Source organism: Leclercia sp. S52 (assembly GCF_039727615.1).
GTDB classification, from domain to species: Bacteria; Pseudomonadota; Gammaproteobacteria; order Enterobacterales; family Enterobacteriaceae; genus Enterobacter; species Enterobacter adecarboxylatus_B.
The window spans coordinates 2,347,447-2,371,099 of record NZ_CP152474.1 but is presented as its reverse complement, the minus strand read 5'-3'; the positions used below and the strand labels follow the sequence as shown (position 1 = coordinate 2,371,099).

Genomic DNA, 23,653 nt, shown 5'->3' with positions numbered 1-23,653 from the left:
TCCTACAGTTGCGCCGTCAGCGCGGCAATCTCCTCCTGCCACTGGGCCTGAAGCTGCGGCTTCTGATGTTTAGGCTTACGCAGCCGATCTTCTTCCAGCAACGTCTCCAGCATAATCAACCGTTCCAGCAGATCGTCATGTGCCTCGGGTTCATCACGCCGCGCGGCCTGAACCGGCACAGCACCCTGTCCGTTGCCGTCCCGCAGGCGGGCAAACACCGCGTCGGCATCGTGCCATTCGCTGAGCTGGCCATTTTCTATCAGCCAGAAGCGGTTGCAGCTCTGACTGATGAGCTGTCGGTCATGGCTGACCAGCAGCACGCCGCCCTCGAACTGTTGCAGCGTTTCGGCCAGCGCCTCTTTACCTTCCATATCCAGATGGTTAGTCGGTTCGTCGAGCATCAGCAGGCTAAAGCGGGCCAGGGTCAGGCCAATAAACAGCAGCCGCGAACGTTCCCCGCCGCTGAGGGTACTGACCTTTTGCCCGTGCCGGGCCCAGGCGAAGCCGGCGGAGATCAGCGCCATCTTGCGCTCCTGCGGGTTGGGGGCGAACGGCTCCAGGGCCTCGATCAGGGTGGCGTCATCCGCCAGCTGGTGCAGGGTCTGGTCGTAATAGCCCATTGCCACACGGGGGGTGGATCTTCAACCCGGCATGCGTTTCGCTGGTAATACACTGCCGCCAGATCAGGCGCATCAGAGAGGATTTGCCGCAGCCGTTGCGCCCGACAATCGCCACCCGATCGCCACTTTTGAGCCGGACGTTTTCTGCCGAGAACAACGCCGGCAGGCCCGGTGCAGGCGGCACGTCGAGGGCGTCGATCTCCAGCAGCCGGTCGGCCCGCAGCGCGTCGCCGCGCAGGGTCAAGGTCCACGGAGTGCCGGAGGTCAGCGCCGTCTGGCTCTCCTTCAGCCGCTCCACCTGACGTTCCATCTGCTTGGCTTTGCGGGCCAGATCCTCGTTGTCGTAGACCTTGCCCCAGGTCGCCAGCCGTTTGGCGCTGGCAGTGACCCGGTCGATCTCCTTTTGCTCGGCTTTATGACGCAGGGCGTCGCTTTCATCCTTCTCCGCCAGGGCCTGACGCGCACGGGTGCAGGGAAGGGCGAAGTAGTGCAACGTTTTGTCACGCAGGATCCAGCTGCCGTTGGTGACGGCATCCAGTAACTGCCTGTCGTGCGACACCAGCACAAAGCTGCCGGACCAGTTCTGTAAGAACTGTTCCAGCCACAGCAGCGTGGGCAGGTCGAGGTGGTTGCTGGGTTCATCCAGCAGCAGCAGATCCGGCTCGTTAATCAGCGCCCGCGCCAGCAGCAGACGGGTGTGCTGTCCGCCGCTGAGGGTAGCCGATTGCAGGCCGGTGTCCTGCGGGGTAAAGCCCATGCCCGCCAGCAATGTTTCCGCCCGCCAGCGCAGGCTTTCGCGCTCGGCCAGCGGAAGCTGCGCCAGCACCGCGTCGATCATGGTCAGCGGATAGACAGATTCCGGGAGATGTTGCTCCACCCGTGCCATCAGGCAGTGTCCGGCCAGCGCGACCGTTCCGGAGAGGGGCGTGTCTGTGCCGTCGAGGATCTTCAACAGGGTACTTTTGCCGCAGCCGTTATCGCCCAGCAGACCAATGCGGTCGCCTTTCTTCAGGCTAAAGGTGAGGTCGTTGAACAGCGTGTCAAAGGCGGTATCAACACGGAGAGAAAGTGCAGTCAGTAATGTGCTCATTTGCTTACTCAAGAGTTACAGGCATAAAAATGCCTCGTCATACATCGCTGACGATAACCCGGTAAGCCCGAGAGAAGGGATTCAGTCTTAGGTGTCTTCGCTCAAGCCGAAGTTATCGCAGCACGAAACCGATAACGCTTGAGCAGGTGCGATCACCAAGGTGAAGTGAAATATCAAAGATTTCACAGCACAGCATAATTAGCCTCCTTTTATATTCAGTGGGTTGATGAATGAAAGGAGTGTAGCGGGGTTTGGTATGGCGGGCAAGGGGGCGCGAGGTTTGCTCCCTCTCCCTTTGGGAGAGGGTTGGGGTGAGGGCATCAGGCCGCACCGAGGGTTTCGAGTAATGTAGTTGCATTTTAAAACCTACCGTCCTATCTTTAATTTGGTTTCACTATGCAACCAAATTAAAGGAAGCTGACCGCATGAATGAGCACCTGAACGCGCGTATATCACCCAGCCTGATGTGGCTATTTGCCATTGCCAGCGGCCTGAGCGTGGCGAATGTCTATTACGCTCAACCGCTGCTCGACGCCCTGGCGCGGGATTTCGCCATCAGCCAGGCGGCGGTGGGCGGGGTGATCACCGCCACCCAGCTGGGCTGTGCGCTGGCGCTGCTGTTTCTGGTGCCGCTGCGCGATCGGCTGGATCGCCGCCGCCTGATGGCGCTGCAAATGCTGGCCCTGATCGTCGCCCTGATTGCAGTGGGGATGGCGCAGTCCGCGCCGGTATTGCTGTCAGGCATGCTCGCCGTCGGGCTGCTCGGTACGGCGATGACCCAGGGGCTAATCGCCTATGCGGCCAGCGCTGCGGCCCCTCATGAACAGGGCCGGGTGGTGGGAACGGCCCAGGGCGGGGTCTTCATCGGTCTGCTGCTGGCGCGGGTCTTTGCCGGGGGCGTCAGCGATCTGGCAGGGTGGCGCGGGGTCTACCTCTGCGCCGCGCTTCTGATGCTGGCGATTGCGATCCCGCTGTGGCGACGGCTGCCCGTCCTGCCTCCGGCCTCACGCGCGCTGAGTTATCCCCGTTTGCTGGCCTCGATGCTGACCCTGCTGCGTGACGAGAAGGTACTCCAGGTGAGGGGCACACTGGCGCTGCTGATGTTCGCTGCCTTTAACATCTTCTGGAGCGCGTTAGTGTTGCCCCTGAGCGCGCCGCCCTACAGCTTTTCGCATACCGCGATTGGCGCGTTCGGGCTGGCGGGCGTGGTCGGCGCGCTGGCCGCCGCCCGGGCCGGGGAGTGGGCGGATCGGGGTTATGCCCGCCGCACCAGCAGGTTGGCGCTCCTGGCGCTGCTGCTGGCCTGGTGGCCGCTGTCGCTGATGCCGGTGTCACTCTGGGCGCTGGTCATCGGCATCGTGCTGCTGGACCTGGGCGGTCAGGCGCTGCACGTCACCAATCAGAGCCTGATTTTTCGCACCCGCCCGGACGCCCACAGCCGCCTGGTGGGGCTCTACATGCTGTTTTATGCCGTAGGCAGCGGGCTGGGGGCCATCGGCACGACCGTCACTTATGCTCATTTTGGCTGGCAGGGGGTGTGCATGCTGGGGGCGTTGGTCAGCCTGCTGGCCCTGGTGTTCTGGTGGGTAACGCAGCGCCAGCTCACAGAAACCCTGAGTAGCGCCAGTGAACGCAGGTGAATTCCCGGCCGTACTGGCGTAAAATTAGCTTTTTGCCACAGGTAACTTCAGCAATGGCTCTGATCCCGAAAAACTACGCGCGGCTTGAAAGCGGCTACCGCGAGAAAGCATTAAAAATCTATCCGTGGGTATGCGGACGTTGTTCGCGGGAGTTCGTTTATTCGAACCTGCGTGAATTAACGGTTCACCATATCGATCACGACCATACCAACAACCCGGAAGATGGCAGTAACTGGGAGTTGTTGTGTCTGTTTTGCCACGATCACGAGCATTCCAAATACACGGAAGCGGATCTGTACGGTACCACCGTGGTCGCCGGTGAAGACGCGCAAAAAGATGTAGGCGCGGCGACCTACAACCCGTTTGCCGATTTACAGGCGATGTTGAATAAGAAGAAGTAATGATCGCGTTGTCGGAGGGATGTGCGGCCTGATGCCCTCACCCCAACCCTCTCCCACAGGGAGAGGGCGCAAACATAAAAAAAGGCAACTTATGTTGCCTTTTTTGCTTTTATATCGACGTTCTACGGTAGCTCCGGTATTCCGGCTGCCAGAAGTTCTCGTCAATCGCCTGCTGCAGTGCATCGGCAGAGGTTTTCACCGCCACCCCTTGCTGCTGCGCCATCTTGCCCACGGCAAAGGCAATCGCCTTCGACACCACGTGAATATCCTTCAGCTCCGGCAGCACCAGCCCTTCGCCGTTGTTCACCAGCGGTGAGTGCTTGGCCAGGGTTTCGCTGGCGGACATCAGCATCTCATCGGTAATGCGCGAGGCGCCAGAGGCGATCACCCCGAGGCCAATCCCCGGGAAGATATAGGAGTTGTTGCACTGGGCAATCGGGTAGGTTTTATCCTTCCACACCACCGGGGCAAACGGGCTGCCGGTGGCAACCAGCGCATTGCCTTCGGTCCAGGCGATGATGTCCTGCGGGGTCGCTTCCACGCGGGAGGTCGGGTTCGACAGCGGCATCACGATTGGACGAGCGCAGTACTTATGCATCTCGCGGATGATCTCTTCGGTGAACAGCCCGGTCTGCCCGGAGACGCCGATCAGGATATCCGGCTTGACGTTGCGCACCACGTCCAGCAGGGAGAGCACTTCGTTATCCGTATCCCAGTTTTTCAGATTTTCGCGCTTTTGCACCAGTTTGGTCTGGAACGGGAGCAGGTTCGGCATGGCGTCGGTCAGCAGGCCGAAGCGGTCTACCATAAAGACGCGCGAGCGGGCCAGCTCTTCGCTTAAGCCTTCACGCTGGGTCTGGGCGATGATCTGCTCGGCAATGCCGCACCCGGCGGAACCGGCACCGAGGAAGACGATCTTCTGATAGCTTAACTGGTTACCCGCCGCGCGGCTGGCAGCAATCAGGGTGCCGACGGTGACCGCCGCGGTGCCCTGAATATCGTCGTTAAAGGAGCAAATTTCGTCGCGATAGCGATTCAGCAGCGGCATGGCGTTTTTCTGCGCGAAATCTTCAAACTGCAACAGCACATCCGGCCAGCGATGTTTTACCGCCTGGATAAAGTCATCCACGAACTGGTAATACTCTTCGTCGGTGATGCGCGGGTGACGCCAGCCCATATACAGCGGATCGTTGAGCAACTGCTGGTTGTTAGTACCGACGTCCAGCACCACCGGCAGGGTGTAAGCCGGGCTGATACCGCCGCAGGCGGTGTAGAGCGACAGCTTGCCGATAGGAATACCCATCCCGCCGATCCCCTGGTCGCCCAGACCGAGAATACGTTCCCCGTCGGTCACCACGATCACCTTGATGTTGTGGTTCGACACGTTCTGCAGAATGTCATCCATGTTGTGACGGTTCTGATAAGAGATAAACACGCCGCGCGAACGACGGTAAATCTCAGAGAAGCGTTCGCAGGCGGCGCCGACGGTCGGGGTGTAGATCACCGGCATCATCTCGTCGAGATGGTTTTGCACTAATCGATAGAAGAGGGTTTCGTTAGTGTCCTGGATATTGCGCAGGTAGATGTGCTTATCGATCTCGGTTTTGAAACCCTGGTACTGGATCCACGCGCGCTCGGCCTGTTCTTCGATGGTTTCCACCACTTCCGGCAGCAGGCCCAGCAGGTTGAAGTTGCTGCGCTCTTCCATGCTGAAGGCGCTGCCCTTGTTCAGCAGGGGAAATTCCAGCAGAACCGGTCCGGCGTAAGGGATGTAAAGGGAACGATGTCGGGTTGCTTTGTTGTCCATGTCACTCACTTAATTTTGGGAAATCCGTCCCTGGCACTGGTGTTGATCATTGTCGCTGTCGTGCCCGCAGGGGATGTCAGGCGGCTAGTATAAAGGAGGTGAATGTTAAAAACCGCAACATACAAACAAAAACACCATCGGTTTTGCCGATGGTGTCGGGGATCTTTAGCGAACTTACTTAGGTTCGTGGCGCTTTCTGCCGGTAGCGTGGGTGACCTGCGTTTCGCTGTCGCCCTCAATCACCACTTTACGCTGGTTAGAGAGTTTGTAGCTCAGTCCCAGGATATGGCGTGCCTGACGGTTCGATTTCATAGTAACTCCTCATTCCTGTTGATAGTGATAAGGCGAACGAAATGTAACCCCTAAGGTTGCAGATCCAGCATAGCAGGTTTTCAGAAACTGGCGTGCTGACCGCTGACGACGTAGTTAATGGTCTGCTGGTAGATGTCACTGAGGATGTCATTGTCTGATGCTTCTACCCATTTGGTGAGTTCCATCAAAATGTCATCTTCGGTGACAGCGCCCAGCTCTGCGCGTAAACCCTGTGCAATGGCATTGACCAGCTCCGGCTGCGCGGATGGTGTGGTTGCTGAAGTATAAGTAAACATAGTGCCTCCGTGTCGTTTTCTATTTAATGTTCCGGTTCGCAATGACGTAATGCACATTCAGAATGGCAAACTTTTTAATCACTGTGACTAAGACTCGTCCTGGAAATAAAAATATCATAATCACCGCAATTCCATGAATATATTATGGCTTCCAGCGACGCACGTTTGTGTATTTTTCATAAGGCATAGGCGAGGGCCAGGATATCAATTCAATCACGCTGCCCCAGGGCGTTTTACCGTAGCAAAAAGCGTTGCCTTCTCCCTGTTCGGCCGGGAAGGAGAGCGCCTTAGGCTCGGTAAACATTTCGCCACCCGCCGCCGTAAAGCGCGCTATCGCCTGTGCAAAATCATCGACATAGACGGCGAAATGCTGCAATCCAAAGTCGCTCGCTCTTGCCGGTGGCTGCTGCTCCGGCCCGTGCATTTCAAACAGCTCTATCCCCGGCCCGTGGGGCATCGCCAGCATCCGAATGGCGCGAACGTCGGTTCCGGGGAATAAGCGTAACGTCTTCTGTTGGGCATCGGGATCGATATTTCCGTCACCGGGTTCGACGGAACGATATATTTCTTTCGCATTAAAGGCCTGCTCAAAAAATAGCGTGGCCTGATTAATATCCGGGACGGTAATACCGATGTGGTCGATACCTCTGACGGGTGAATTCATTTTGTCCTCCTTATTAAAAATTAAAATATAGCAGGTGAATATCTGCGCAACGGCATGAGACTGTTCCGTCTTTGCGGCAAAGCCCGATCCCTCTTCTATACTTAACCCCTTGTAAGCCAAAAGGAGAACACACTATGACGATTCACAAACACGGTTCGGCACACTGGTCTGGCGATATCAAACGCGGCAAAGGGACGGTTTCCACCGAAAGCGGCGTCCTTAATCAGCAACCTTACGGCTTTAATACCCGCTTTGAAGGGGAAAAGGGCACCAACCCGGAAGAGCTGATTGGCGCAGCACACGCAGCCTGCTTCTCAATGGCGCTGTCGCTGATGCTGGGCGAGTCTGGTTACACTGCCGATTCCATCGACACTACTGCGGATGTATCGCTGGATAAAACCGACAGCGGCTTTGCGATCAGCAAAATTGCGTTGCAGAGCAAAGTGACCGTACCGGGCATTGATCCGCAGCAGTTTGACGGCATCATTCAGAAGGCCAAAGCCGGGTGTCCTGTGTCGCAGGTGCTGAAAGCTGAAATCACCCTCGACTACACCCTGAACTGAATCCTGAACCGATCCTTTCGCCGGGCGTTGCGCCCGGCTATCCTTTTACCGCCTCAGGAAAGACTTCCGCCAGCCACGCGATAAATACCCTCAGACGCTGCGTCACATGCCGGTTTTGCGGATACACCACGTAAAACGGATAGTGCGGCGGACGCCATTTCGCCAGAATTTCCACCAGCGAACCCGCCTCAATCAGCCCGCCGGCAGAGTAGCGAAAGGTCTGGATAATCCCCATCCCGGCAACCGCCGCCGCAAGGTGGGCGTTACTTTCGTTAACTCCGATATGGTGTCGCAGGCTGATGTCGCGAACCTCATCGTCGTGGGTAAAGCGAAACGGCACCGCGCGGCCGCTCACCGGCGACAGATAGCTCACCAGCTTATGACCATTGCGCAGCTCCTCCGGGTAGGCGGGTATTCCGTGCTGCTTCAGGTAGCCCGGGGTGGCACAGGTGACCATCTCCGCATTGCCGATATGCCGGGCGATGAGGGAGGAGTCCCCCAGCGCGCCGCCGCGGATCACACAGTCCACGTTGCCGCTGATCAAATCCACCGGCCGGTCGGCCACGCCCAGGTCGATGCGGATGTCGGGATAACGACGCATAAAATCCGGTAGCACCGGGATCAGCACATCCCGCGCCGTCGAGCCACCCACATCAATTCGCAAATGTCCCTGCGGCTGCTGCTTTACCGCGCTGAAGGAGGTGTCGATATCTTCAATATCAATCAGCACCCGCCGGGCCTTTTCATAATAGTCCTGTCCCTCCGGCGTTGGGGTTACGCGCCGGGTGGTGCGCTGTAACAGCCGCACGCTCAGATGTTCCTCAAGCGCTTTCACCAGCTTGCTGAGGGTGGCGATGGGCATGTTCAGCGAGTCTGCCGCCCGGGTAAAGCTGCCGGTTTCCACCACGCGCGTAAAGGCGCGCATTGCCATTAACTGATCCATAGAACAGTCTCGTCGAAACGGGGATTATTCCCACCGGGAAAAAGTGATTTCAATTTTTGCTGATTTTTCCGTAATCCCGCAAGCGGTAGAGTGCATTCACACCAACAACACAGAAGGTAAATCACATGAACTCAGCATTAACAGGTAAAGTCGCACTCGTCACCGGCGGTACCAGCGGTATCGGTCTGGCAACGGCAAAAGAGCTGGCCGATCAGGGGGGCCAGGGTTTACATCACCGGTCGCCGTCAGGCAGAGCTGGATAACGCCGTCGCCAGCCTCGGCGGGCAGGTGACCGGCATTCGCGCCGATGCCTCACGCCTTGACGATCTTGATACGGTGTATGCGCAGATCGCCGAGCAGGCAGGACGGCTGGACGTGCTGTTCGCCAACGCCGGTGGCGGCGATATGCTGCCGCTGGGGGCCATCACCGAAGAACACTTCGACCGCATCTTTGCCACCAACGTGCGCGGCGTGCTCTTTACCGTGCAGAAGGCGCTGCCGCTGCTGGTTTCCGGGTCGTCGGTGATCCTCACCGGCTCGACCGTCTCGGTTAAAGGCACCGCCAACTTCAGCGTCTACAGCGCCAGCAAGGCGGCAGTGAGAAACTTTGCCCGCTCATGGGCGCTGGATTTGCAGGGGCGCGGGATCCGCGTCAACGTGGTCAGCCCGGGCCCGATTAAAACCCCGGGGTTGGGGGATCTGGTGCCGGAAGATCAGCGTCAGGGGCTGTTCGATGCCCTGGCCTCGACGGTGCCGCTGGGGCGCATTGGCGAACCGGTAGAGGTGGCCAAAGCGGTGGCGTTCCTCGCCTCCGATGCCTCCAGCTTTATCAACGCCGCCGAGCTGTTCGTGGATGGCGGGATGGCGCAGATTTAACGCTGATAGACCAGGGTGAGATTGCCGCCGAGGCGGCGATCCTGTAACGGACGGCTGGCGTCCAGGCGCGACAGGGTCACTGAGCTGCAGTGATGCAGGGCGCACCAGGGCTCCAGCCATTCCAGATGCGCTTCTTGGTGCTGCAAAACATAACCCGCCAGCCGCGCCAGCGCGCCGTTATTCTCTTTCGTCACATCTACCTTATTCGCATCGGCGAAACTGGCGATCATCACCAGCGGCTGCAGGGCGTAATTGTGATAGGCCCGGGAACGCTCGCGGCGGCGCTGTTCGTTTGCCAGCGTGCCGTCGGCGGCAATCTGCCCGGCGGCGATGCGGTATTCTTTTAACGACCAGTTGAACAAATCCCGTCGATCAAGGGCCACGGCGCTGGCCATCACCGCCCAGGCCGCCCAGTAGCTGTGGTTATTGGTGCTCTTCAGCGGCAGGCCGTCCCACTCCAGTACCACCCGATCCGCCAGCTGGCCCAGCCAGCGCTCGGTGGCCTGTTGTCCGGCAAGGGACGTTCCGGGGGTAAACTTCAGCTCCAGCCAGCTGCTGGCCAGGGTTGCCAGCGCCCATTTGCGCATGGCGCGCCCGGTATGGCTGGTCTCCCCGGAGAGCAACGCGTCTGCTTTAGCCCAGGCCGCATAGCCGTTGAGAATACAGTTCAGGGTATGCGGATCCCCGCTCTGTTTATAGCGCCAGACCATCTCCGAGATCCCGCGCTCAAAGCCGACGACAGGTTTAGACGCGGCGCGAAACGCCTGTTCCGCCTGCGGATTTAGGGTGGCGCGGGCGCTATCCGACCCCTCATATTTACTGCGTAAGGTCAGCGGGGCGGTGAAGGGCGCGGGGAGGGGCACGCAGCCGCCCGAAACGGTGCGCGGCAGCGGTCGGGTAAAGCCATCGGGCGGCACCAACGGAGCGGCAAGAGCGTACACCGGTAAACAGAGCAGCAGCCGCAATGTACGTTTCACATTCACCTCCGCCTGAATTAAACATTCACTTTGTTTATTTTTGAGCCGAATCGCTTCTTTCCGGATATATCCCTTTAATACTATTAGTCGACGAATGTAAATTATGCTAAACAATAGCTTATAAGGCCTAACAATCGACCCGGGAACAATAGCTGTGCTGACTACTCTCATTTACAAAAGCCAGTTAAATTCATCCTGTAAATCGTTATCCCTCCTTTCACTGGTTGAAAAGGCCAAACACAGTAATGCCGCGCTGAATGTCACGGGCATTTTACTGTTTAACGGCGTCGATTTTCTGCAGATCCTTGAAGGATCTGAAGAGGTTATTGAGACGTTGTTTGTGAAGATCCGCCAGGACAAGCGCCATGACAGCGTGGTAGAGCTAATGCGCGATTACGGCCCACGGCGACGCTTCGAGAACGTCGGCATGCTGCTGTTCGATCTGCGTATCGACACGCCAAAATCGGTGCGCTCCTCCGTGTTGCGCTACAGCAAGCTGGAAAATTATCTGGCGGCGGAAGACCGGGTATTTAAATTTATTCAGACTTTTATTCACCAGCAGAAAAAAGCACCGGGGGGTGTCCAGCTTTCGACCGGATAAGTGGACGCTGGCCCCGGAGCATGCGCCTTTTGGCAAATCCATCAACGGGCTGATTGAGAACCAGGTCTGCCAGTTTGCCCTGCAGCCGATCGTCGAACCCACCGAAGGGAAAATCTCCTCGCTGGAGGCGCTGATCCGCAGCAACGACGGCGGGAGCCCGGAGCGGTTCTTTAACGCCCTCGATCAGGACAACGTGTACAAAGTCGATCTGCTGACCAAGTCCTACGCCTTTGCGCTGGCAGAGAAGATTGGCATTGGCGACCTTAAAATCGCCATTAACCTGCTGCCGATGTCGCTGGTCAACGTGCCCGGCGCCGTCGATTATCTGATGGACCAGATCCTCTCCCACGGTTTGCAGCCGGAGCAGGTGGTGATTGAGGTTACCGAAAACGAGATGATCTCCGGCTTCAACCAGTTTAACAGCGCTATCAAACAGTTAAGGGCGGCGGGGATTGGTCTGGCGATTGATGATTTTGGCTCTGGCTATGCCGGGCTGTCGCTGCTGACCCGTTTCCAGCCGGATAAACTAAAAATCGATCGCGAGATTGTCAGCGATATCCACTTAAGCGGCCCGAAACAGGCCATTGTGAAGTCGATCATCAGCTGTTGCACCGACATGGAGATTGCGCTGGTGGCCGAGGGCATCGAGAAAATCGAAGAGTGGTGCTGGCTGGAGTCGGCAGGCATTAAGCGTTTTCAGGGCTTTTTATTCGCCCGGCCAAAATTAAACGGCGTAGGTGAAATTCACTGGCCGCAATATACTAATGCTGTTTATTTAAGCGATTAACTATCCCGCAAATAATTAGCCGTAAAAGAGATAAAAAATTTCCATCTATGGCAGGGTCAAAAATATAAGGTCCTGCCGTGCAATATGATGATTTAAATACCTATTAACGCTGTTATTGTTATCTTCATAAATAAATAACTTTAATTCAATATTAAGGGGCGGATGCCGATAATACTTCAGACCGTTTTATTTCTGAGGTAGTTATGTCGCTTAAAAAGTCGTCCCTTGCCATTCTGCTTGCCCTGCTGTTTTTCTTTGTTGCCAGTGCCGCAACCAACGTCTGGCTGGCCATAAAAAGTAATGATTCACTGGATAACGTCAATAAAGAGATCCAGGTGGTGCTATCCATTATCGATCCCATTAACCACAGCCGTACCCTGCGGGTGCGGGTCATGGAGTACATGAAGCAGGTGGAGAGCGGGGACACTGCCGGTATCGCCGAGAAGCTGGATTCGGTGAAGCTGGCCCTGACCAAAGCGGATGGCGCGTTTGCCGCCTTTAATGCCGCGCCGCGTCTGGCGGATGAAGCCCCGTTAGTGAAGGATTACGACGACGCCTGGCTCGCCTACCGTAATCAGGGGCTGGAGCCATTGATTGCCGCGGCCTCGGCGCACGACGCGGCAAAATTTGATGCCCTGATCCCGCAGATCTCCCGCCTCGATCGTCAGTATGAGATCGTCCTCGACCAGGTGCTCTCTGTGCACCAGAAATACGCGAAGCAGCTCAACGAAGATGCGCGTTCGCACTTTGCCTCCGGCTTAATCATTATTGCCGCTTTTGCCGCGCTGTTTGTGGTGGTGATTATCGGGGTGAGCGTCCTGATGAAGCGGTTTGTCTTCGCCCCGATTAACCTCGCGCGGGAGCACTGCAGCCAGATCGCCGCCGGTCAGCTGACCGAAGCGGTGCCGCAGAAGGCGGGCTCGAACAGCGAAATCGATCTTCTGATGGGCTCGATGGAGCAGATGCGTCTGGCCCTGCTGGAGACCATCTCTCAGGTGCGCGAAGCCTGCCGCACCGTCAATTATGCCTCGCAGGAGATTGCCTCCGGCAACATCGATCTGGCCTCGCGTACCGAACAGCAGGCCTCGGCCCTGACGGAAACCGCCGCCAGCATGGAGCAGCTGAGCGCCACCGTCGCCAATAACACCGACAACGTGCACCAGGCCGGTAAGCTGGTGCAGGATGCGGTGAACAATGCCCGCACCGGCGAGGCGGTGACCCGCGAAGTGATCGAGACCATGAACACCATCGCCGCCAACTCCCAGCGTATCGAAGATATTACCAGCGTGATCAACAGTATCGCCTTCCAGACCAATATTCTGGCGCTGAACGCCGCGGTAGAAGCCGCTCGTGCCGGTACCCAGGGGCGCGGTTTTGCGGTGGTGGCAACCGAAGTTCGTACCCTGGCGCAGAAGAGTGCCGTGGCGGCGAAGGATATCGAAAACCTGATTGCCCAGTCGGTTTTGAGCGTGAAAAACGGTTCGCAGCTGGTGAATCGTTCAGGGGAGGTGATTCACGCCATCATCAACTCGGTCAATAAAGTAAACACGCTGATGGAGCAGATCTCGGTGGCCTCGGAAGAGCAGAGCCGTGGTATCGGCCAGGTCGGCCAGGCCGTGACCGAGATGGACGGTGTGACCCAGCAAAACGCCGCCCTGGTGCAGGAGTCCGCGGCCGCAGCCGCCTCGCTGGAAGAGCAGGCGAAACACCTGACCCAGAGCATCGCCAGCTTCAGACTGCCGGAACCGGCATAATTCACTCCCGTAGACGTTTCTGCCCGGCGGCGCTGCGCTTGCACGGGCCTACGTTTCTGTAGGCCGGGTAAGGCGCAGCCGCCACCCGGCAACACAGACCGCACCCTTTTCGTAGGCCGGGTAAGGCGCAGCCGCCACCCGGCAACACAAACCGCACCCTTTTCGTAGGCCGGGTAAGGCGCAGCCGCCACCCGGCAACACAGACCGCACCTTTTCGTAGGCCGGGTAAGGCGTAGCCGCCACCCGGCATGTTGCACCGGTGTCGTCGGTTCCCCCCTCACCCCAGCCCTCTCCCTCAAGGGAGAGGGAGCCGACAGTGTCCAATAGTTATCTCGACCACACCCTTCGCAGTGACCCATCTCACATTAATTTTCCTGGTCTATGCTTGATGTTCATGCGCTGCATCACGTCAGCGCATTTTCTCTTTTTCCCTCTGCTTCGCGATAAACGCCAGGCAACCCGAGGATCATGGGTCAAACGAGGTGGTGGAATGACTGCTAAATCTATTAGGTATTGGGGTTGTGAGTACAGCGATGCGAACAGCGTTCGCTTTCATCTGTGGGCCAGCGGTCAGCAGCAAATTGCCCTGCGCCTGAACGACGAAACACTGCCGATGCACCCGACCGGTGACGGCGGATTTGAACTGACGGTTAACAACGTTGCCCCCGGTTCAGCCTACAGCTTTATCCTGCCCGACGGCACTGCGGTGCCCGATCCGGCCTCCCGCGCCCAGCAAAGTGATGTCAACGGCCCGTCGCTGGTCTGCGATCCTCACAGCTATGTCTGGCGCAACACCCACTGGCAGGGCCGACCCTGGGAAGAGAGCGTGGTCTACGAGCTGCATATCGGGACCTTTACCCCGGAAGGCACCTTCCGCGCGGCCGCCGACAAACTGCCGTATCTGGCCTCGCTCGGCATCACCATGATTGAGCTGATGCCGCTCTCCCAGTCCGGGGGGGAATCGCGGCTGGGGCTACGACGGCGTCCTGCTGTATGCCCCGCACAGCGCCTACGGCACGCCGGACGAGCTGAAAGCCTTTGTTGATACCGCTCACGGCCTCGGTCTGTCGGTGGTGCTGGATATTGTGCTTAACCATTTCGGGCCCGAGGGTAACTATCTGCCGAAACTGGCCCCGGACTTTTTCCATCCGGAACGCATGACCCCTTGGGGGAACGGCATCGCTTACGATCTCGCGCCGGTGCGTCAGTTTATAGTCGATGCGCCGCTGTACTGGCTGACGGAGTTTCGTTTCGACGGCCTGCGCTTTGACGCCATCGATCAGATTGAGGATACCTCCGACACCCACGTGCTGATTGAGATCGCCACCCGCATCCGCGCCGCCATCACCGACCGGCCGGTGCATCTCACCACTGAAGACAGCCGCAACGTGGTGTTTCTCCATCCGCGTGAGGAGGATGGCAGCGTGCCGCTGTTTACCGGGGAGTGGAATGACGATCTGCATAACGCTGTACACGTGATGGCCAGCGGAGAAACCCACGCCTGGTACCAGGATTTTGCTGAAAAACCAGAAAACTGGGTGGCACGGGCGCTCGCTGAGGGCTTTTCTTATCAGGGGGGAACGTTCCCCGCAGACCGGAGAGCCACGGGGAGTGAAAAGTATCGCTCAACCGCCAGTGGCCTTCGTCGATTTCATCCAGAATCACGATCAGGTAGGTAATCGTGCTCAGGGGGGATCGTCTGTTAAGCCTGATTGGGGAAGAACGCACCCGGGTACTGATGGCCGCGCTGCTGCTGTCTCCGCATATCCCGCTGATGTTTATGGGCGAGGAGTTTGGTGAAACCCAACCGTTCCTGTTCTTTACCGATTTCCACGGGGATCTGGCGCGCGCGGTGCGGGAAGGCCGCGCGAAAGAGTTCAGCGATCACGACGAGACGGTGCCGGATCCCAACGCGCCGGAGACTTTTGCCCGTTCGAAACTGGACTGGGACAAACTCAACCAACCTGACGGCCAGCGCTGGCTGCGCTTTAGCCAACAGCTGTTGCAGCTGCGCCAGCGGGCGATTGTACCGCTGCTGGCCGGGGCACAGGGCGGTAACGGCAGGGTGCTGAAAACCGCCACGGGCTGTGTGGTAGTGAGCTGGACATTTACACAGGGCACGCTGACCCTGGCGCTCAATGCGGGTGACCAGGAACAATCGATGCCCGATATAGCCGGTGAAACGCTGTTTGCCTGGCCGGAAGGCCGCACGGAACTGCTCGCGAACACCGTTATTGTACGTTTTGCACAAGGAGAACCGACCTGATGATCCCAACAGCGACCTGGCGTATTCAGTTTCGCAACGGCATGACCTTCGATCGTGCCGCCAGTCTGGTGCCGTATCTGCAACAGCTCGGCATCAGCCATCTGTATGCTTCGCCAATATTTACTGCCGCCCGGGATTCGACGCACGGTTATGACGTTACCGATGCCAACGAGATTGACCCCGCTATCGGCGGCCGCGCCGGATTTGAACGGCTGGTCAGCGCCCTGAAGGCGGCCGGGCTGGGGTTGATCCTCGATATTGTGCCGAACCACATGTCCACCTCGCTGGAAAACGGCTGGTGGCGGGATGTGATTGAGCACGGGGAGAAGAGCCGCTACGCCCGTCATTTCGATATCGACTGGTCCCGCCGGCTGACGCTGCCGTTTCTCGGGGATGACTTTGACGTCGTGCTGGCGAACGGCGAGATTACTGTCCAGCCCGACCCTGAGACCGGTAAACCGGCGCTGGCCTATTTCGACAATTTCTACCCTCTGACCCCTGAAAGCTGGGAAGGGCGGGAAGAGGAGGTGCTTAGCCTTCGCGATCCGGCGGCCATTACCCGACTGCATAACCAGCAGCCTTGGCGGCTCACCAGCTGGCGCGATGCCCCGAACGATCTCTCCTGGCGACGCTTTTTCGAGATCACCGGTCTGGTGGGCGTGCGGGTTGAGGACGACGCGGTGTTTGATGACAGCCACAAGCTGATCCTCGACCTGGTGCGTTCGGGCGCGGTGGACGGGCTGCGCATCGATCACGTGGACGGGCTGGCCGACCCGCGAGCCTATCTGCAGCGTCTGCGTCAGGAGGCGGGCCCCGACTGCTATATCACGGTGGAGAAAATCCTCAGTAAAGGCGAGAACCTGCCTAAAGACTGGCCGATCTCCGGCACCACCGGCTACGAATTTATCGCCTCGCTGTCAGAAGTGCTGATCGACGACGACAAAATCGACGGCCTGCGCCAGGCCTATGACACAGTGATGGGCCGCCCGGTGGATATGGACGCCGAGCTGCGTGACGCGCGGCTGTTGATGGTGGACCGAAACTTCGCCGGGGAGTTTTCCACCTTGCTGAAGCTGGCGGCAAATCTGGCGCAGACCGAAGGCGTAGCCATCGAAGAGGAGTCCCTGCGGCTGGCCCTGCGCGAGCTGCTGGTGGCCTTCCCGGTATACCGCACCTACGGCACCGCGGAGGGGATGTCTGCCGCGGACGTGCGGCTGCTGAACCACGTGGTGTCGACGGTCAGCGCCGATCCCGAGGCCATCGCGCTGCTGGTCCGCATTCTGACCGGTGAGGTCTCTGAGGAGGCCCGCGATACCGCCACCCATTTCCGCACCCGTTTTCAGCAGCTGACCGGGCCGCTGATGGCGAAATCGGTGGAGGATACGCTGTTCTTCCGCCAGCACATGGATCTGGCCCTCAATGAAGTGGGTGCCGAGCCGGTGCCGCGCGCCTTCTCGCTGACGCGTTTCCACACCGAGATGACCGCACGGCGGGATCGTCAGCCGGATGCGCTCTCCGGCACCTCGACCCACGACACCAAGCGCGGGGAAGATGCCCGCGCCCGGCTTTACAGCCTGACCGAAGCGCCGGAGGTGTGGGCAGAGTGCGTGACCCGCTGGCAGCAGCTGAACCAGACCCACGTGCGTTTTCTGAATGATGGTACGGCACCGCGCGCTGCCGACACCTGGATGCTATATCAGGCGCTGGCGGGCGTCTGGCCGCCGGAGCTGGATCCGCAGGATGCGGCGGGGCTGAACGCGCTGGAGGAGCGTTTCCTGGCCTTTGTGGAGAAGGCACTGCGCGAGGCCAAGCTGCGCACCGACTGGGTGGACAGCAACGAAGCCTATGAAACGGTGGTGCTGGAGTACGCCCGCCATCTGCTGTCGCCGGAGAATCAGGATTTCCTGCAAGACTTCAGCACCTCGCTGCGTCCGTTTATCCGCGCCGGGCTGGTGAACAGCCTGAGCCAGACGGTGATCAAACTCACCGCCCCGGGCGTGCCGGATGTTTATCAGGGCAGCGAGGGGCTCAACTTTAGCCTCGTCGATCCTGATAACCGTCGCGAACCCGATTTTGACCAGCTACGTCAGCAGCTGGAGACGGCGGATCGGCAGATTGCCGCCCGCGAGGCGAGCTGGCTGGACGGGCAGCTGAAGCTCTCCGTCACCCGCACGCTGCTCCATCTGCGCCAGCGCAAACCGGCACTGTTCCGTCTGGGCAGCTATATGGCGCTGCTCACCCGCGGTGAGCGGGCGGATAAGGCCATTGCCTTTGCCCGCGTGGATGATGATGACGTGCTGATTGTGGTGGCACCGCGGCTGGCGCTGGCCAACGCCGCGCAGGCGTTCCCGGTTACCGGTGCGGCCCTGTGGGGCCAGACTGAGGTGGTTCTTCCGCCCGGTCTCGCCGGGCGCAGCTATCAGGACTGCTTCAGCGGTGAAACCCTGGTCTTAGGCGAAAGCCTGCAATTGAGTGATGCACAGGATTGCTGGCGGGTGTTACTGGCCCGCGGCTAATGATTATTACTGTTCGAGGGAGAGACTTTATGGCATTTGACAAAATCTATGAAATCCAGGCTGGGCAGAGTTATCCCCTGGGTGCCAACTACGATGACAAAGGGGTGAATTTCGCCCTTTTTTCGGCCTGCGCCGAACGCGTTGAGCTGTGTCTGTTTGACCCGAGTGGTAAAACTGAAATTGCCCGCCTGGAGTTACCGGAGTACACCGACGAAGTCTGGCATGGCTATGTCCCGGATCTGAAACCGGGCGCGCTGTACGGCTATCGCGTGTATGGCCCTTACGATCCGGAAAACGGGCACCGTTTTAACCCGCATAAGCTGTTGATTGACCCCTATGCGAGGGCGCTGACCGGGGAGCTTATCTGGAACCCTTCCCATTTTGGCTATGAGCTGGGGCATGACGATCTCGATCTCAGCTTTGATACCCGGGACAGCGCGCCCTATACCCCAAAATGTCGGGTCATCGACCCGCGGGTGTTCGACGGGCAGGATCCACATCGCCCGGCGGTGCCGTGGTCCAGCACCATCCTGTATGAAACCCACGTGAAGGGCTTTACCCAGCTCAACCCGGCGATCCCGCCTGAACTGCGGGGCACCTTTGAGGGGATGGGGCATAAAGCCACGGTGGACTACATCAAAAGCCTCGGCGTCACCTCCGTTGAGCTGCTGCCGGTGCATGCGTTCCCGGACGATCAGCATCTGCTCGAGCGGGGGCTGAAAAACTTCTGGGGCTATAACACCCTGAACTTCTTCTCCCCGGCGTCGCGCTATGGCGGCCCGAACGGCATTCAGGGGTTCCGCGACATGGTGCGCGCCTTCCACGATGCCGGTATTGAGGTGATCCTCGACGTGGTCTATAACCACACCGCCGAGGGCAACGAGCTGGGCCCAACGCTGTCGTTCAAGGGAATCGACAACTTCTCCTACTACCGCACCATTGCCGGCCAGCATCGCTACTATGTGAACGATACCGGCACCGGCAATACGGTGAATACCTCGCACCCACGGGTGCTGCAGATGGTGATGGACTCCCTGCGTTACTGGGCCGAGTCGATGCATATCGACGGCTTCCGCTTTGACCTCGGCACCATCCTCGGACGCGAGCCGGAAGGGTTCGACCAGCGCGGCGGCTTTTTCGATGCCATGATGCAGGATCCGCTTCTCTCGAAGCTGAAACTGATCGGCGAGCCCTGGGATATTGGCCCCGGCGGCTATCAGGTGGGGGGCTTCCCGCCGGGCTGGGGCGAGTGGAATGACAAGTATCGCGACACCGTGCGGGAATACTGGCGCGGGGATAACGTCTCCTCCGATTTTGCCGCGCGGCTGCTCGGCTCCGGGGATCTGTATGACCAGCGCGGGCGTCGCCCGTGGGCCAGCATTAACTTTATTACCGCCCACGACGGTTTTACCCTCAACGATCTGGTCTCGTTCAATGAGAAGCACAACGAGGCCAACGGCGAGGATAATAACGACGGCCACAATGATAACCGGTCATCGAATTATGGTGTTGAAGGTCCCACCGACGACGAGCAGATCAACGCCCTGCGCGAACAGCAGAAACGTAACTTCCTCACCACGCTGCTCTTCTCCCACGGCACGCCGATGCTGCTGGCCGGGGATGAGTTTGGCCGGAGCCAGTTGGGGAATAACAACGGCTACTGTCAGGACAGTGAGATTAGCTGGGTACACTGGGAGAATCTCCCGGAAAGCGCCGAGGCGCTGCGCAATTTTACCCGGCATCTGATCAAGCTGCGTGCCAGCCAGCCGCTGCTGCACCGCGAGAGCTGGCGTGACGGGATGGAGATCACCTGGTTCAATGCCGGCGGTGGGCTACAGCTGCCAGAGCACTGGGACGAGGGCACCACGCTGGGGCTCCATCTCACCCGGGCCGATCTGCATGGGCAAAAGGGGATCTGGCATGAGGTGCTGCTGCTGATCAACCCGTACGAAGGGGCGGTGCCGTTCCGTATCCCGGAAAGCGGTAAAGAGGGTTGGGTGCTGGAGCTGAGTACTGCCGGGGATGAACATCTGGGGCAGGCGGTGATCCCGGATACTGATTTTCCGCTGCCAGGCCGCAGTATCGTGCTGTTACGGCGGCCATAAAGCGGCGTTACTTGTTAGCCCGCGCTCTGTCCCACGGGCTGGTGGTCTCGTCGTCCGCTTTTGCTGGCGCGGGATCCTCCAGCGAGTCCAGGTACAGGGCTTCGACTTCGGCGCGGGCCCAGGGAGTACGCCGCAAAAACTTGAGGCTGGATTTGACGCTGGGATCGCTGTTAAAGCAGTTGATTTTTATCAGCTTTCCCAGCTGCGCCCAGCCGTAACGCGCCACCAGGGCATTGACCTGCATCTCTAGCGTGACGCCATGCAAAGGATCTTTCGAAGGGTGAGCAGTCACAGGCATCCTTTTATTATCTGGCAAGGGGTTTAAAGCGGGGAAGGGTACAAGAAAAGCAGGGGGCCAGCAAGCGCCCTGACGGGCTTCCAATCCTGAGGAAAACGGAATGTTGATAGCCCAGGTTTCCGATATTCATGCCGCCCCTGACAATGATCATCTGGCCCGCTTTGACCGGGTGCTCGGGTGGCTGGCACAGCTGCAACCGGACGTGCTGGTGCTTTCCGGGGATTTAACCGACGATGGCTGGCTTGAGGGGTACCAACAGATCGCCGCCCGCCTGCGTCAGCAGCATTATCCTTCCATCATACTGCCGGGTAATTCCGACGATCGCCATCTGATGCGTGCAGTATGGGGAGAGAACTCGTGGGCGAAGGACGCCTGTGACGGTGCGCTGCATGCCGTTTATGAGGCTGACGGTCTGCGTCTGATTGGTCTCGATTCAACGGTGGAAGGGCAGGCTTATGGCTCCGTAACGGACCATCTGGGCTGGCTGGAGAAAGCGCTTACCCGGGTCGACGCGACGCCTTCAATGCTGTTTCTGCATCATCATGTCTTTGCCTCCGGAATACCGACCCTGGATGAGTCCCGGTGCAGAGGGCTGGATGGTCTGGAAGATCTTCTCCGCAGCGCAGAGAACAGACCGCTCGCCATTGCTTCCGGACACGTTCACAGACCGGTAGCAGGAATGTTTGCGGGCATTCCGGCGCATATTTGTGCCTCCGTGTGCCCGGCCAATCCGGTGTGGTTTGGCAGCGATAAGGTTCCACCCGTAGAGAACACGCCGGGACTGATGATCCACCGCTACGTTAATGGCGCGCTGACCAGCCATCATGTGGCGGTTTAACCGCGACCGGATGTTTTTGAAACGCTGTTCCTATATACTCAGATTCCCGATCCTGCTGCTATTGAACCGATGAAAACATCTAATAAAAACGTTCGTGCCTTTCACTTTTCCGCTTTTCGCTATCTGTTTGCCGCCCGTTTTCTCACCGTGCTGGGCAATGGTATCGCCCCCATCGCACTGGCTTTTGCGGTGCTGGATATCGGGGGGATCGGTCTCTGATTTGGGTATCGTTGTTGCCTCCCGGTCGATCTTCAACGTGCTGTTCCTGCTGCTGGGCGGAGTGTTGGCGGACCGCTATTCCCGCAGTCGGGTGTTGGTTTCATCTTCCCTGGTTGCGGCCATTTCGCAGGCGATTGTGGCCTGGTCGGTGCTGGACGGTTCCGCCACGGCGATCGGACTGGCCTTGCTCGGTGCCCTGAACGGCGCTGCCGCCGGGATTGCCTTACCGGCCTCTTCCGCGCTCATTCCTCAGACGGTTCCCGCCCGCAATCTACGTGAAGCCAACGCCTTTCTGCAGGCCGGTATTTACGGTGGAACGGTGATCGGCGCTTCGCTGGGGGGCATTCTGATAAGCGCCGTCGGGCCCGGCTGGGGGCTGGCCATTGATGCGCTGGGCTTCGCCGCCGCCGCGCCGCTCTATTATTTAATCCGCGTCTCGCCACGTGAAGTCGGTTCAACCCAAAGCAATATCCTGCAGGACCTGAAAGAGGGGTGGAAAGAGTTCGCCAGCCGGGCCTGGGTGTGGGCTATCGTCGTGCAGTTCACCATTATTAATGCCGCCTTCAGCGGCGTGATGATGGTCCTCGGGCCGGTGATTGCGGATGCCTCCTTTGGACGTGCACACTGGGGAATGATTATTGCAGCCCAGAGCCTGGGGCTGATTGTGGGATCTTCCCTCGCGCTGCGCTGGCGCCCGCGCCGCGACCTCTTTATCGGGGTGCTGCTGGTGTCGTTTTGCGCCTTACCCCCGTTCATGCTGAGCCAGCTTGCGGCCACCCCGTGGCTGATGGCCGCGTTTTTTATTGCTGGCGTGACCTTTGGCCTGTTCGGTGTCGCCTGGGCCCAGGCGCTGCAAACTCATATCCCGCAGGACAAGCTGGCCCGGGTCTATGCCTATGATGCGGTGGGGTCTTTCGTCGCCATTCCCTTCGGCGAGCTTATCGCAGGCCCGCTGGCAATTGAGTACGGCACCAGCAACGTGCTGCTGGTTTCTGCCGTTGCGGTGGTGATTGCCACGGCGGGGGCGAGCCTGGTGCCGGCAATTCGACGGCTCGAGAGTGGTTCTCAGATGACATCTCACACTATTGCCCGGGAAAACAATCCGTAGGCCGGGCAAGCGAAGCGCCCCCCGGCACCGCCGTTCAGCGATGATTTTAGTTTCTCAATAAAAGTGCTGACCCGAAGGGGAAGGTAACGCGTTGTGGGGAGTACCGCCCAGACTGATAAAGCCTGGGGGCTGGCATCCGATAATTCAATCTCAACAAGTGCACCGTCCCGAATTTCTTTCATAACGTCCCATCGGGTAAGTTGAGCAATGCCCAGCCCCTGAACGCAGAGCTCTCGTACCCCTTCAACATTATCGGAGATGAAGCGTCCATCGACACCGACCCTGATAGCATTGCCATCACGTTCGAACAGCCAATGTGGAACACTGCTGAGCCGCAGGCAATTGTGCTTCATTAAATCGCCGGTGAACTGGGGTTTTTCATTCATTTTCAGGTACCCGGGGGATGCACAGAGCACGCGGGGATTATCTACAATTTTGCGTGCTATCAGCGTGGAGTCCTTTAACGGTGCGATACGTATGGCTACGTCGATCCCTCTTCCGACAATATCAACCACATCTTCACTTAACTGAAGGTCGATGCTGAGCTCTGGATTGTCTGCTAACAGTTCAGGAACGAAAGGTAAAATATTACGGCGCCCGAACCCTGATGGCGCAGTGATCCGCAACAGTCCAGCCGCGCCCTGGGTTGATGGGGAAAATAACGCCCGGGCACCTGCCTCTGCATCGATGAGCGCCCGGGCATAGGGCAAGAATTCCATCCCTTCCTGCGTTAATGAAACCGAGCGGGTCGTCCTCTGCAAAAGACGCGTCCCGAGTTCATGTTCCAGGGATGCAAGACGCCTTGAAACAGCCATGGCGGATACCCCCTGTCGTTTCGCCGCCTGGGTAAGGCTGCCTGTTTCGGTTATGACAAGAAAGAGTGAGACATCCTGTAGATTCATGGCGACCCCGGTACTGTAAGCCAATTATTCAGCAAACCTGAATACCGTAATTATAACGATAATCGTTAAG

Annotated in this window: 15 protein-coding genes and 5 pseudogenes; 11 read left to right on the top strand and 9 right to left on the bottom strand. The window is 58.7% G+C overall.

Annotated features, from left to right (window positions below; all coding sequences use genetic code 11):
* Positions 1-2: 2 nt before the first annotated feature.
* Positions 3-1,710: pseudogene (locus AAHB66_RS11365) on the bottom strand (ABC-F family ATP-binding cassette domain-containing protein).
* A 425-nt stretch (positions 1,711-2,135) separates the two neighbouring features.
* On the opposite strand from AAHB66_RS11365, the gene AAHB66_RS11360 reads away from it, so the two are divergent.
* Both AAHB66_RS11360 and yajD read left to right on the top strand, forming a co-directional pair.
* Complete coding sequence (locus AAHB66_RS11360; RefSeq protein WP_347116327.1) at positions 2,136-3,350, top strand: MFS transporter; 1,215 nt, start codon at positions 2,136-2,138, stop codon at positions 3,348-3,350.
* A 53-nt stretch (positions 3,351-3,403) separates the two neighbouring features.
* Positions 3,404-3,751 (top strand): HNH nuclease YajD, encoded by a 348-nt coding sequence (gene yajD / locus AAHB66_RS11355; RefSeq protein ID WP_106992874.1) that lies wholly within the window; start codon positions 3,404-3,406, stop codon positions 3,749-3,751.
* A gap of 109 nt (positions 3,752-3,860) precedes the next feature.
* On the opposite strand, the gene AAHB66_RS11350 is transcribed toward yajD, so the two are convergent.
* From AAHB66_RS11350 to AAHB66_RS11335, 4 genes are all read right to left on the bottom strand, one after another.
* The gene (locus AAHB66_RS11350; RefSeq protein WP_347116326.1) at positions 3,861-5,558 is read right to left on the bottom strand and encodes an NAD-dependent malic enzyme; all 1,698 of its coding nucleotides are present in this window, start codon (positions 5,556-5,558) and stop codon (positions 3,861-3,863) included.
* 174 nt (positions 5,559-5,732) lie between these two features.
* Positions 5,733-5,870 (bottom strand): stationary-phase-induced ribosome-associated protein, encoded by a 138-nt coding sequence (sra, locus tag AAHB66_RS11345; protein ID WP_347116325.1) that lies wholly within the window; start codon positions 5,868-5,870, stop codon positions 5,733-5,735.
* 80 nt (positions 5,871-5,950) lie between these two features.
* The gene (gene bdm / locus AAHB66_RS11340; RefSeq protein WP_106992870.1) at positions 5,951-6,166 is read right to left on the bottom strand and encodes a biofilm-dependent modulation protein; all 216 of its coding nucleotides are present in this window, start codon (positions 6,164-6,166) and stop codon (positions 5,951-5,953) included.
* Positions 6,167-6,308: 142 nt separating this feature from the next.
* Positions 6,309-6,830, bottom strand: a complete 522-nt coding sequence (locus AAHB66_RS11335; RefSeq protein ID WP_347116460.1) for a VOC family protein — start codon at positions 6,828-6,830, stop codon at positions 6,309-6,311.
* Between the two features lie 134 nt (positions 6,831-6,964).
* Here AAHB66_RS11335 and AAHB66_RS11330 point away from each other — a divergent pair, with 134 nt between their 5' ends.
* On the top strand, positions 6,965-7,393 hold the full coding sequence (locus tag AAHB66_RS11330; protein WP_106992868.1) for an OsmC family protein: 429 nt from the start codon (positions 6,965-6,967) through the stop codon (positions 7,391-7,393).
* Positions 7,394-7,430: 37 nt separating this feature from the next.
* Here the strand turns inward: AAHB66_RS11330 and AAHB66_RS11325 are convergent, their stop codons facing one another.
* Complete coding sequence (locus AAHB66_RS11325; protein ID WP_347116324.1) at positions 7,431-8,336, bottom strand: LysR family transcriptional regulator; 906 nt, start codon at positions 8,334-8,336, stop codon at positions 7,431-7,433.
* A gap of 125 nt (positions 8,337-8,461) precedes the next feature.
* Here AAHB66_RS11325 and AAHB66_RS11320 point away from each other — a divergent pair.
* Positions 8,462-9,212: pseudogene (locus AAHB66_RS11320) on the top strand (SDR family oxidoreductase).
* On the opposite strand, the gene AAHB66_RS11315 reads toward AAHB66_RS11320, so the two are convergent.
* Positions 9,209-10,189 (bottom strand): mannuronate-specific alginate lyase, encoded by a 981-nt coding sequence (locus tag AAHB66_RS11315; RefSeq protein WP_347116323.1) that lies wholly within the window; start codon positions 10,187-10,189, stop codon positions 9,209-9,211. The pseudogene AAHB66_RS11320 and the gene AAHB66_RS11315 sit on opposite strands and share 4 nt — an antisense overlap.
* A gap of 154 nt (positions 10,190-10,343) precedes the next feature.
* Here AAHB66_RS11315 and AAHB66_RS11310 point away from each other — a divergent pair.
* The 5 genes and pseudogenes from AAHB66_RS11310 to glgX all read left to right on the top strand — a co-directional run bounded on the left by AAHB66_RS11310 (position 10,344) and on the right by glgX (position 20,218).
* A pseudogene (locus AAHB66_RS11310) lies at positions 10,344-11,577 on the top strand (diguanylate phosphodiesterase).
* A gap of 203 nt (positions 11,578-11,780) precedes the next feature.
* Positions 11,781-13,331, top strand: coding sequence for a methyl-accepting chemotaxis protein (locus tag AAHB66_RS11305; protein WP_347116322.1), 1,551 nt, complete (start codon positions 11,781-11,783; stop codon positions 13,329-13,331).
* Positions 13,332-13,821: 490 nt separating this feature from the next.
* Positions 13,822-15,597 (top strand): annotated as a pseudogene (gene treZ, locus AAHB66_RS11300) (malto-oligosyltrehalose trehalohydrolase).
* On the top strand, positions 15,597-18,113 hold the full coding sequence (gene treY / locus AAHB66_RS11295) for a malto-oligosyltrehalose synthase (protein ID WP_347116321.1): 2,517 nt from the start codon (positions 15,597-15,599) through the stop codon (positions 18,111-18,113). The pseudogene treZ and the gene treY overlap by 1 nt, the downstream one beginning before the upstream one ends.
* A 29-nt stretch (positions 18,114-18,142) precedes the next feature.
* Positions 18,143-20,218 carry a glycogen debranching protein GlgX gene (gene glgX / locus AAHB66_RS11290; RefSeq protein WP_347116320.1) on the top strand — a complete coding sequence of 692 codons (2,076 nt, stop codon included), beginning with the start codon at positions 18,143-18,145 and terminating at the stop codon, positions 20,216-20,218.
* Between the two features lie 7 nt (positions 20,219-20,225).
* Here glgX and AAHB66_RS11285 read toward each other — a convergent pair whose 3' ends face one another.
* Positions 20,226-20,510 (bottom strand): VF530 family protein, encoded by a 285-nt coding sequence (locus AAHB66_RS11285; protein ID WP_142489456.1) that lies wholly within the window; start codon positions 20,508-20,510, stop codon positions 20,226-20,228.
* A 106-nt stretch (positions 20,511-20,616) separates the two neighbouring features.
* Between AAHB66_RS11285 and AAHB66_RS11280 the strand changes: the two genes are divergently transcribed.
* Both AAHB66_RS11280 and AAHB66_RS11275 read left to right on the top strand, forming a co-directional pair.
* Positions 20,617-21,354: a metallophosphoesterase gene (locus tag AAHB66_RS11280; RefSeq protein ID WP_347116319.1), complete on the top strand. Its 738-nt coding sequence runs from the start codon at positions 20,617-20,619 to the stop codon at positions 21,352-21,354.
* 69 nt (positions 21,355-21,423) lie between these two features.
* Positions 21,424-22,681 (top strand): annotated as a pseudogene (locus AAHB66_RS11275) (MFS transporter).
* Here the strand turns inward: AAHB66_RS11275 and AAHB66_RS11270 are convergent.
* On the bottom strand, positions 22,651-23,583 hold the full coding sequence (locus AAHB66_RS11270; RefSeq protein ID WP_347116317.1) for a LysR family transcriptional regulator: 933 nt from the start codon (positions 23,581-23,583) through the stop codon (positions 22,651-22,653). The pseudogene AAHB66_RS11275 and the gene AAHB66_RS11270 overlap by 31 nt on opposite strands.
* Between the last annotated feature and the right edge of the window lie 70 nt (positions 23,584-23,653).

Coding starts and splice junctions, on each gene's coding strand:
- AAHB66_RS11360 (WP_347116327.1), top strand. CDS start 2,136: ATGAATGAGCACCTGAACGCGCGTATATCACCCAGCCTGATGTGGCTA.
- yajD (WP_106992874.1), top strand. CDS start 3,404: ATGGCTCTGATCCCGAAAAACTACGCGCGGCTTGAAAGCGGCTACCGC.
- AAHB66_RS11350 (WP_347116326.1), bottom strand. CDS start 5,558: ATGGACAACAAAGCAACCCGACATCGTTCCCTTTACATCCCTTACGCC.
- sra (WP_347116325.1), bottom strand. CDS start 5,870: ATGAAATCGAACCGTCAGGCACGCCATATCCTGGGACTGAGCTACAAA.
- bdm (WP_106992870.1), bottom strand. CDS start 6,166: ATGTTTACTTATACTTCAGCAACCACACCATCCGCGCAGCCGGAGCTG.
- AAHB66_RS11335 (WP_347116460.1), bottom strand. CDS start 6,830: ATGAATTCACCCGTCAGAGGTATCGACCACATCGGTATTACCGTCCCG.
- AAHB66_RS11330 (WP_106992868.1), top strand. CDS start 6,965: ATGACGATTCACAAACACGGTTCGGCACACTGGTCTGGCGATATCAAA.
- AAHB66_RS11325 (WP_347116324.1), bottom strand. CDS start 8,336: ATGGATCAGTTAATGGCAATGCGCGCCTTTACGCGCGTGGTGGAAACC.
- AAHB66_RS11305 (WP_347116322.1), top strand. CDS start 11,781: ATGTCGCTTAAAAAGTCGTCCCTTGCCATTCTGCTTGCCCTGCTGTTT.
- treY (WP_347116321.1), top strand. CDS start 15,597: ATGATCCCAACAGCGACCTGGCGTATTCAGTTTCGCAACGGCATGACC.
- glgX (WP_347116320.1), top strand. CDS start 18,143: ATGGCATTTGACAAAATCTATGAAATCCAGGCTGGGCAGAGTTATCCC.
- AAHB66_RS11280 (WP_347116319.1), top strand. CDS start 20,617: ATGTTGATAGCCCAGGTTTCCGATATTCATGCCGCCCCTGACAATGAT.
- AAHB66_RS11270 (WP_347116317.1), bottom strand. CDS start 23,583: ATGAATCTACAGGATGTCTCACTCTTTCTTGTCATAACCGAAACAGGC.